Here is an 8523-nt window from a genome sequence, read left to right as displayed (position 1 = left end):
GCCGCGGGGGCCCCCCCCCCGCCGGGGGCCGCCCCCCCCCCCGGGGGGGGGGGCCCCCCCCCCCCCCCCCGGACCGCCATCACCGCACCGGACAGCGGCGGATCAGTGGTGGTTGCCCGCCCGACCGCGCCAACCCGTCACCGGCAGCGCGAACTTGGCCACCAGCCGGTCCGTGAACGGCGCCCGGTGCAGCCGCGCGAGCCGCACCGGCGTCTTGCCGCGGCGCACCTCCACCCGTGCCCCGGCCGGGAGTTCGACCGAGCGGCGGCCGTCCAGCCAGAGCACGCCGTGCGGCGTCTTCTGCTGCACCTCGACCGCCAGCACCGACTCCGGCGAGGTCACCAGCGGCCGGGCGAACAGCGCGTGGGCGCTGATCGGCACCATCAGCAGCGCCTCCACCTCCGGCCACACCACCGGCCCGCCGCCGGAGAACGCGTACGCGGTCGACCCGGTCGGCGTCGCGCACACCACCCCGTCGCAGCCGAAGTTGGACACCGGCCGGCCGTCGACCTCGGTGACCACCTCCAGCATCCGCTCCCGGGCCGCCTTCTCGATCGACGCCTCGTTCAGCGCCCAGTCCTCGTGGATCACGTCCCCGTTGGTGCGCACCAGGACGTCGATCGTCATCCGCTCCTCGACCTCGTAGTCGGCGTCGACCACCCGCTCGACCACCACGGCCAGGTCGTCCCGCTCGGCCTCCGCCAGGAAGCCCACCCGGCCCAGGTTGATCCCGAGCATCGGCAGCCCCGACTCGCGGGCCAGCTCCGCCCCGCGCAGCAGCGTGCCGTCGCCGCCCGCGACGAGGATCAGCTCGCAGCCGTCCGCCGCCCCGTGCCCGCCCGGCACCCGCTCGACACCCTCCGGCAGATCGAGGCCGACCGCCTCCGACGCCAGCAGCCGGATTCTGATCCCCGCCTTCAGCAGGCCGTGCACCAGCCCTTCCACGCTGCGCAGCGCAGCCTCGCGGCCGGTGTGCGCGATCAGGAAGACCGTACGTTCCTCGCTCATGCCCGCTGCCCTCTCCCTAACGTCTGCCGGATCGTCCTCGATCCGTACGGCCACCACCACGCTGCGGCGGCGGCAGGACGTCCGCCGAGCACCCTACCGGGGGCCCTCGGCGACGGCCCGGTCCGCCTCGGCCGGGTCCAGCTGCGGCGCGTCCCGGCGCAGCCACAGGAAATACTCGACGTTGCCGGACGGCCCGGGAAGCGGGCTGGCGGTGACCGCCCGCACCCCGAGCCCGAGCTGCCACGCCTGCCCGGCGACCTGACGGATCGTCTCCGCCCGCAGCTCCGGGCTGCGCACCACGCCGCCGCTGCCCAACCGTTCCTTGCCGATCTCGAACTGCGGCTTCACCATCAGCACCAGGTCGGCGTCCGGCGCGCAGCAGCCGGCCAGCGCCGGCAGCACCAGCCCCAGCGAGATGAACGACAGGTCGCCCACGACCAGGTCGACCGGTGTCCCGCCGATCCCCTCCACGGTGAGTTCGCGCACATTGGTGCGGTCCATCACGGTCACCCGGTCGTCGCTCTGCAGCGACCAGGCCAGCTGCCCGTAGCCGACGTCCACCGCCAGCACGTGCGCCGCCCCGGCCCGCAGCAGCACATCGGTGAAACCGCCGGTCGACGCTCCCGCGTCCAGCGCCCGCCGCCCCTCGACCACCAGGCCCTGCGGCACGAACGCGGCGAACGCCCCCGCCAGTTTGTGGCCGCCGCGCGACACGTAGTCCGGGTCGCTGTCGTCCTTCGCCACCACGACCGCAGCCGAGGTCTCCACCTGCGTCGCCGGCTTGGTCGCGGTGCTGCCGCCGACCGTCACCCGGCCCGCCGCGATCAGCTCGCTCGCGTGCTCCCGCGACCGGGCCAGCTTGCGGCGCACCAGCTCCGCGTCGAGTCGGCGTCGTGCCACTGCCACTGCTGTTCCATCTCCTGTACGCCGCTCCGGTCGGCAGAGCCGGGCCGGGCGGTCACTCGTCGTCGAGGGCGGCCAGAATGTCGGTCAACCGCTGGTGAACATCTTCGTACACCGCGGGGTGCGCCTCGGTCTCCGCCCCGTCCAGGACCTCCAGCCGGTCGAGCGCGTCGTCCACGGCCGGGTGACCGGTGAGGGCGGACTCAGGCACCGCCGTCCTCCTTCGGGGCCGGGCGGCGGGTCACCGTCTTCTTGACCACCGTCTTCTTCGTCGCCGCCTTCTTCGCCGTGGGCGGCTGCGCGACCGTGCGCTTCGCCGTCGCCTTGCGGGTGGTCGTCTTCTTCGCGGTCGTCTTCTTCGCCGCGCCCTTCTTGGCGGCGGACGGCTGTGCCGCGGTCTTCTTCGCCGGGGGCTTCTTCGCGGCAGCGGGCCGCGCGGCCGCCGGCTTCTCCCGCTGCGGCTCGGTCCCGGTGTCCGGCTCCGCCGTGCCGGCCGGCTCCGCCGTGCCGTCCGGGGCCGTCGCCGGCGCCGTGTCCGGCGCGAAGTGCACGGGCTCCGGCACATCGTCGTCGTCCCACCCGGCGTCGAACAGCCCGTCCGCCCGGTTCGCGGGCTTCGCGCCCGCCCGCGGCGCCGGCGGCTCCTCCTCGTCGACCGAGCGGAGCTTGCCCTCCAGGTAGCTCAGCACGACGCCGACCTTCACCATCTGGTCGCCGACCCGCTCGAAGACCCGCTCCACCTCGCCGCGGGCCACACCGACGGCGAGATCGACACCGGCCCGGCCGACCGTGACCGCCTCCGTCGCCAATATCTGCAGCGACTTCACCGAGGGCGGCAGCTGTTCGCCGACCCGCTTCTCCACCGCCGCGACGTCCACGCCGCTGCGCTCCAACAGGTCGGACGCCGCCCCCACCACCCGGCGGCCCGCCTCCTCCGCGATCCCCGCCGCGACCACCACCACGCCCCGCACCGCATCACGCAGCATCCGAACGCCTCCTCCGCTTGCCCGGGTCCGCTCCGACGCTACCCCGTACCGCCCCCGCACCGCTGCACCGCACGACCGGCCGGGTTTCCGGCTGGGTTAGCGTGGGGGCGATCGGACGGCGCCCGGCCCTCCGACCGCGGTCGACGGAAGCGGGACGGCGATGGCCGACATCGAGGAGTGCCGGACGGCACTGGAGCAGCTCAGCCGCAATCTGGCCGGCTCCGAGGGCGACGTCCGCAAGGCGGCCGCCATGGACCGCTCGCTGACCTGCCACCTCACCGACCTCGACCTGACCTTCTCCGGCCGCCTCCGCGACGGCCGGATCACCGACGTGACCGAAGCCCCCGGCAGGCCCGCCGCCAAGGCCGACATCCGGCTCGCCATGACCGGCGACGACCTGGTCGCCCTCGTCGGCGGCCGCCTCAACTTCGCCTCCGCCTGGGCCGCCGGCCGCGTCCGCCTGGAAGCGGGCTTCCGCGACCTGCTGCGCCTGCGCACCCTGCTCTGACCCGGCCCGACCCGGCCCGACCGGCAACGGCCCCCGCTCAGAAGCCGAGCTCGGCCAACGCCTTCCGGCCGTCGGCAGGGGCACCGTCCGCGGACGCCGCCGTCCAGGCCGCCGCGCACAGCGCCCGCAGGCCGTCCCAGCGGTCGCCGGTGCCGTCCAGCACCAGCACGCCGTCCGCCGAACGCGCCGTCCAGCCGCCGCAGCGGTACCCGCCGTCCGCCGCGGCGACCTCCGGCTGGCCGATGAGCAGGCCGCGCAGGTCGGCGGCCAGGTAGGTCGGACGGTGCTCGGGCGGCGCGGCGAGCAGCTGCGCGGGCGTGGTGACCCCGGTGAACACCAGCAGGCTGTCGACGCCGCCGTTGTGGGCGCCCTCGATGTCGGTGTCCAGCCGGTCGCCGACCACCAGGGGCCGCCGGGCACCGGTGCGGATCACCGTCTCGCGGTGCATCGGCGGCAGCGGCTTGCCCGCCACCTCCGGCTCCTTGCCGGTCGCCGTGCGCACCGCCGCCACCAGGGTGCCGTTGCCCGGCGCGATGCCACGGCCGGTGGGCACCGTCAGGTCGGTGTTGGAGGCCACCCAGGGCAGCCCGGCCGCGACGGCGTACGCGGCCTCCGCCAGGTCCTTCCAGCCGACCGACGGGTCGAAGCCCTGCACCACCGCCACCGGCTGCTCGTCCATCGAACGGACGGCCACCAAGCCGTGCTCGGCCAGCGCCTCGACCAGCCCGGCGCCGCCGCACACCAGCACCTTCGACCCGGCCGGCACCTTGGCCGCGACCAGCCGGGCCGCCGCCTGCGCCGAATTGATCACGTCCGCGGCCTCGGCCGGGACGCCGAGCTCGGTCAGGTGCTCGGCGACCACCCGCGGCGGCCGGGAGGCGTTGTTGGTGACGTACGCCAGCCGCATCCCGGCCTCCCGGGCGGCGGCCAGCGCGTCCACGGCGTGCTCGATCGCGTGCGGCCCGGCGTAGACGACGCCGTCCAGGTCGAGCAGCGCGGTGTCGTACGCCTCGGTGAGCGGCTGCGCCGAGCCGCCCGGCGCCGTCCGGGCCGGGCCCGTGCCGGGGGTCGTCGCTGCACTGGCCCGGCTGGTCGCGGTGTCCGTCATCGTCTGCTCGTCCTCGTTCCGTCCGTCGTCACTCGTACCCGCGGCGACGTTGCCGCGCCTCACCCTCCGTCGCGGGGGTCCTCCGGCGGCGCCAGGTAGCCCGGCGCCCCGGGCAGCAGCGGCCCGAACGCGCCGGACCGCGCCGCGAGCGTCGCTCGGGTCTGCCTCAGCGCCGCCCGGTAGTGCGCGTTGTCCGGCCGCATGGCCACCGCCAGCGCGAGGTGCACGGCCGAGGACTCGAAGTCCCCCAGCCGCGCCGCCGCCACGCCCCACCCGAACTGAGCGTAGTCGTCGGACGGATCGGCCAGCGCCACGGCCCGGAAGCTCTCCAGCGCCGCCGCGTACGACCCGGCGTCGAACTGGGCCCGGGCCAGCGCCTCCCGGATCGACCGCGAACCCGGCTCCGCCTCCGCCGCCCGCGACAGCAGCTGCACCGCCGCCGCCGGGTGCCGCTGGTCCAGCAGCTGCACGCCCCGCCGGAACCAGTCGTACACGTCTCCCCCCGGCACGCCCGTGCCCTCGGTCCCGTCCACCCGCTCCTGGCCACCGCTCATGCCGTCCTCGCTCCCCGGTCGCGGCCCGGCCCCGGTCCCGGCACCGGGCCCGCCGGCCTCTCCCACCGATCTGCCAACACACCCCACCCGGTGAACATGCCCCGATCCGCCGGCGTGATCACGTCCTCGGGGTGTCCCGCGCCCCGTGCACCGATACCGAATCAGGAGGGACGCCGCCGCCCCTGCTGCGATCCTGTACGTGAACACCGGCCGCCCGATCGGAGGCAGGGGTTTCCACGCGAGGAGATTCGATGAGTTCACCCAGTGCGGACAGCGGAGCCGTGGCTCCGGCGGGCGGCCCCGGCGACCCCGGGCACGTCGCGACCGCAGGGCTGTCCCTGTCCCCCTTCCGCGGCCTGCGGTACGACCCCGACCGGGTCGGTACCCTCGCCGCGGTCACGTCGCCGCCGTACGACGTGGTCGACCCCGGACGCCGGCTGGACCTGGAGACCGCCGACCCGCACAACGTGGTCCGGCTGATCCTCCCCCGGCCGGAGCCCGAGGACGCCGGGGACCGCCCGGACCGCGACACCCGCTACCGGCACGCCGCCCGGCTGCTCACCGAGTGGCAGCGGGAGGGCGTCCTCGCCGCCGACCCGGTGCCCGCGCTGTACGTCTACGAGCAGCGGACCCACGACAGCGGCGGCGGCACCCTGCAGCGCGGCCTGATCGGCGCCCTCGCCGTCAGCGGGCCCGAGGCCGGCGTCGTCCTGCCGCACGAGGACGTGATGCCGCGGCCGGTCGCCGACCGGGTCGGCCTGATGCGCACCACCCGCGCCAACCTCGAACCGCTGCTGCTCACCTACCGCGGCAGCGGCGGCGCCGCCGACGTGATCGAGCGCGCGGCCGGCCGCGAACCGCTGCTGGCCACCACGACCAGCGACGGCACCGACCACCGGCTCTGGGCGGTCACCGACCCCGCCGACTTCGCCGAGGTCACCCGCGACCTGGCCACCTGCCGGGCCCTGATCGCCGACGGCCACCACCGCTGGGAGATGTACCTGCGGCTGCAGCGCGAGCACCGCCACCTGCCGCGCAGCCCCTGGGACCGCGGACTGGTGCTGCTCGTCGACACCGCCCGCTACCCGCTCAACGTGCGGGCGATCCACCGCGTCCTGTACCGCCTGCCGGTCGCCCGCGCCGTCGCCGCGCTCGGACCGCACTGGCAGGTCAAGGAGGTGCCCGGCCCGCTGGAGGCGGCCCTGCAGGCCCTCGCCGAGGCCAAGCAGCACGGCGGCAACGCCTTCCTGCTGACCGGCGGCGACCAGGTGTACCGGCTGGTCAGCGAGCCGGACGAGGAGCGGATCGCCGCCACCGTCCGCACCGACCGGCCCGAGGAGTGGCGCCGGCTGGACGCGACCGTCCTGCACGAGACGCTGCTGGAGCACACCTGGCAGGTCCCGGACGCGCCGGACCACATCGGCTACCTGCACACCGCGAGCGCCGCCGAGCAGGAGGCCGCCCGCAGCGGCGGCACCGCCGTCCTGCTCCACCCCGTCGAGGAGCGCGTGGTCCGGCGGCTGGCCGAGCAGGGCGTCACCATGCCCCGAAAGTCGACCTCCTTCGGGCCGAAGCCCGCCACCGGCCTGGTGCTGCGCTCGCTCGCGCTCGGCTGAGGCCGGCCCCGGAAACGCAGGAGGGCCCCACCGCTGCTGCGGTGGGGCCCTCCGTCACTCCGGTCCCTCGCGGGACGCCGGATCAGGCGCGCTCGGACGCGTCCTCGCCGCCGTCCTCGGGCTCGGCCGGGTCGACGTCGTCGATCTCGAGGTCGTCCTCGTCGTAGTACTCCTCGACGTCTTCCTCGTCCTCGTAGATGACCCGGTCGTCGCCGATCTCGTCGTGGGCGATCTTGCGGGCGGGGGCCTCCGACTGCTCGGCAGCCTCCTCCGCCTCCTCCTCGTCCATCGCGTCGACGAACTCCAGGCCGTCGATCTCGGCCAGCCGCTCGGAGGCGTTGGTGGCGCCGTCCGAGTCGGCGTCGGCGGCCTTGGCGAACCAGTCGCGGGCCTCCTCGCCGCGGCCGGCCGCGATCAGCGCCTCGGCGTAGGCGTACCGCAGGCGGGCGGTCCACGGGTGGACCGTGCTGGACGCCAGCTCGGGGCTCTGCAGCGTCACCACGGCGGCGTCGAACTGCTCCATGTCGCTGCGGGCACCCGCGGCGACCAGGCGCATCTCGACCTGGCCGGCCTTGTCCAGCTGCTTCACCTCGGGCTCGCCGGCCATCGCCAGCGCGCGCTCCGGGCGGCCCAGACCGCGCTCGCAGTCCGCCATCACCGGCCACAGGTCGGCGCGACCGGTCATCCGGCGGGCGGCGCGGAACTCCGTCAGCGCCTCCGAGTAACGCTGCGTCATGTAGGAGGCGAAACCGGCCGCCTCACGGACGCTCGCCACGCGCGAGGCCAGCCGCAGCGCGACCCGCGAGTAGTTGTAGGCCTCCTCCGGCTCACTGTCGAGCATGCGGGCGACCATCACCAGGTTGCGGGCGACGTCGTCGGCGAGGGTCTTCGGCAGGCTCTTCAGGTCCTGGCGCACATCGGCGTCCAGCTCGAACCCGGTGACATCCTCCGGGATCGGCAGCCGATGCACCGGCTCCTGCGTGCCGCGACGGTCGTCGTAGTCCCGGCGGTCGTCACGGCGGCCCTCGAACCGGCCACCCCGGTCCCCGCGGTCGCCGTACGACGGCCGGCCGCCGCGCGCACCGCGGTCCTCGCGGCCGCGGTAACCGCCACCGGACGGACGGTCGCCGTAGGAGGGGCGGTCGTCACGACGCGGACGGTCCCCGTACGACGGACGGTCGTCGCGGCCGCGGTAGCCACCACCGGACGGACGGTCGCCGTACGACGGACGGTCATCGCGACGCGGACGGTCGCCGTAGGAGGGACGCTCGTCACGGCGGAAGTCACCGCGCGGACGGTCGTCCCGGCGCTCACGGTCTCCGAAGGACGGGCGGTCGTCGCGGCCGCGGTAGCCACCACCAGAGGGACGGTCGCCGTAGGAGGGGCGGTCGTCACGACGCGGACGGTCACCACCGGGCGCACGGTCCCCGTAGGAGGGGCGGTCATCGCGACGCGGACGGTCGCCGTAGGACGGGCGGTCGTCACGACGCGGACGGTCGCCGTACGAGGGGCGGTCGTCGCGACCGCGGTAGCCACCACCGGACGGACGGTCGCCATACGACGGCCGGTCGTCACGACGCGGACGGTCACCACCGGGCGCACGGTCCCCGTAGGAGGGGCGGTCATCGCGACGCGGACGGTCGCCGTACGAGGGGCGGTCGTCGCGACCGCGGTAGCCACCACCGGACGGACGGTCGCCATACGACGGACGGTCGTCACGACGCGGACGGTCACCACCGGACGGACGGTCGTCGCGACCGCGGTAGCCACCACCGGACGGACGGTCGCCATACGACGGACGGTCGTCACGACGCGGACGGTCACCACCGGACGGACGGTC

The 8523-nt window shown here is 75.3% G+C and carries 9 protein-coding genes and 1 pseudogene; 3 read left to right on the top strand and 7 right to left on the bottom strand.

Going from position 1 to position 8523, the window contains the following annotated elements; genetic code table 11:
* Positions 1-102: 102 nt before the first annotated feature.
* The 4 genes from AB0P35_RS40730 to AB0P35_RS40715 all read right to left on the bottom strand — a co-directional run bounded on the left by AB0P35_RS40730 (position 103) and on the right by AB0P35_RS40715 (position 2897).
* Positions 103-1008: an NAD kinase gene (locus tag AB0P35_RS40730; protein ID WP_095872620.1), complete on the bottom strand. Its 906-nt coding sequence runs from the start codon at positions 1006-1008 to the stop codon at positions 103-105.
* Between the two features lie 93 nt (positions 1009-1101).
* Positions 1102-1908: a TlyA family RNA methyltransferase gene (locus AB0P35_RS40725; RefSeq protein ID WP_095872621.1), complete on the bottom strand. Its 807-nt coding sequence runs from the start codon at positions 1906-1908 to the stop codon at positions 1102-1104.
* Positions 1909-1966: 58 nt separating this feature from the next.
* A complete protein-coding gene (locus AB0P35_RS40720; RefSeq protein WP_179419344.1) occupies positions 1967-2122 on the bottom strand; it encodes a hypothetical protein in 156 nt (51 codons plus the stop codon).
* On the bottom strand, positions 2115-2897 hold the full coding sequence (locus AB0P35_RS40715; RefSeq protein ID WP_363521373.1) for a histone H1-like repetitive region-containing protein: 783 nt from the start codon (positions 2895-2897) through the stop codon (positions 2115-2117). Before AB0P35_RS40715 ends, AB0P35_RS40720 begins: the two co-directional genes overlap by 8 nt.
* Before the next feature lie 160 nt (positions 2898-3057).
* Between AB0P35_RS40715 and AB0P35_RS40710 the strand changes: the two genes are divergently transcribed.
* A complete protein-coding gene (locus AB0P35_RS40710) occupies positions 3058-3405 on the top strand; it encodes an SCP2 sterol-binding domain-containing protein (RefSeq protein WP_095872623.1) in 348 nt (115 codons plus the stop codon).
* A gap of 37 nt (positions 3406-3442) precedes the next feature.
* Here AB0P35_RS40710 and AB0P35_RS40705 read toward each other — a convergent pair whose 3' ends face one another.
* Both AB0P35_RS40705 and AB0P35_RS40700 read right to left on the bottom strand, forming a co-directional pair.
* Positions 3443-4513 carry an HAD-IIA family hydrolase gene (locus tag AB0P35_RS40705; protein ID WP_363521371.1) on the bottom strand — a complete coding sequence of 357 codons (1071 nt, stop codon included), beginning with the start codon at positions 4511-4513 and terminating at the stop codon, positions 3443-3445.
* 59 nt (positions 4514-4572) lie between these two features.
* On the bottom strand, positions 4573-5067 hold the full coding sequence (locus tag AB0P35_RS40700; RefSeq protein WP_095872625.1) for a tetratricopeptide repeat protein: 495 nt from the start codon (positions 5065-5067) through the stop codon (positions 4573-4575).
* A 251-nt stretch (positions 5068-5318) separates the two neighbouring features.
* On the opposite strand from AB0P35_RS40700, the gene AB0P35_RS40695 reads away from it, so the two are divergent.
* Complete coding sequence (locus AB0P35_RS40695; protein WP_363521368.1) at positions 5319-6683, top strand: DUF1015 domain-containing protein; 1365 nt, start codon at positions 5319-5321, stop codon at positions 6681-6683.
* A gap of 82 nt (positions 6684-6765) precedes the next feature.
* Here AB0P35_RS40695 and AB0P35_RS40690 read toward each other — a convergent pair whose 3' ends face one another.
* Positions 6766-7599 (bottom strand): hypothetical protein, encoded by an 834-nt coding sequence (locus AB0P35_RS40690; protein ID WP_363521377.1) that lies wholly within the window; start codon positions 7597-7599, stop codon positions 6766-6768.
* A 48-nt stretch (positions 7600-7647) separates the two neighbouring features.
* Between AB0P35_RS40690 and AB0P35_RS40685 the strand changes: the two are divergent.
* Positions 7648-8523 (top strand): annotated as a pseudogene (locus AB0P35_RS40685) (hypothetical protein); the annotation flags it as partial.

The organism is Kitasatospora sp. NPDC085879 (assembly GCF_040686255.1).
In the GTDB taxonomy this organism is placed as follows: Bacteria; Actinomycetota; Actinomycetes; order Streptomycetales; family Streptomycetaceae; genus Kitasatospora.
This window is presented reverse-complemented; position numbering and strand designations above follow the sequence as displayed.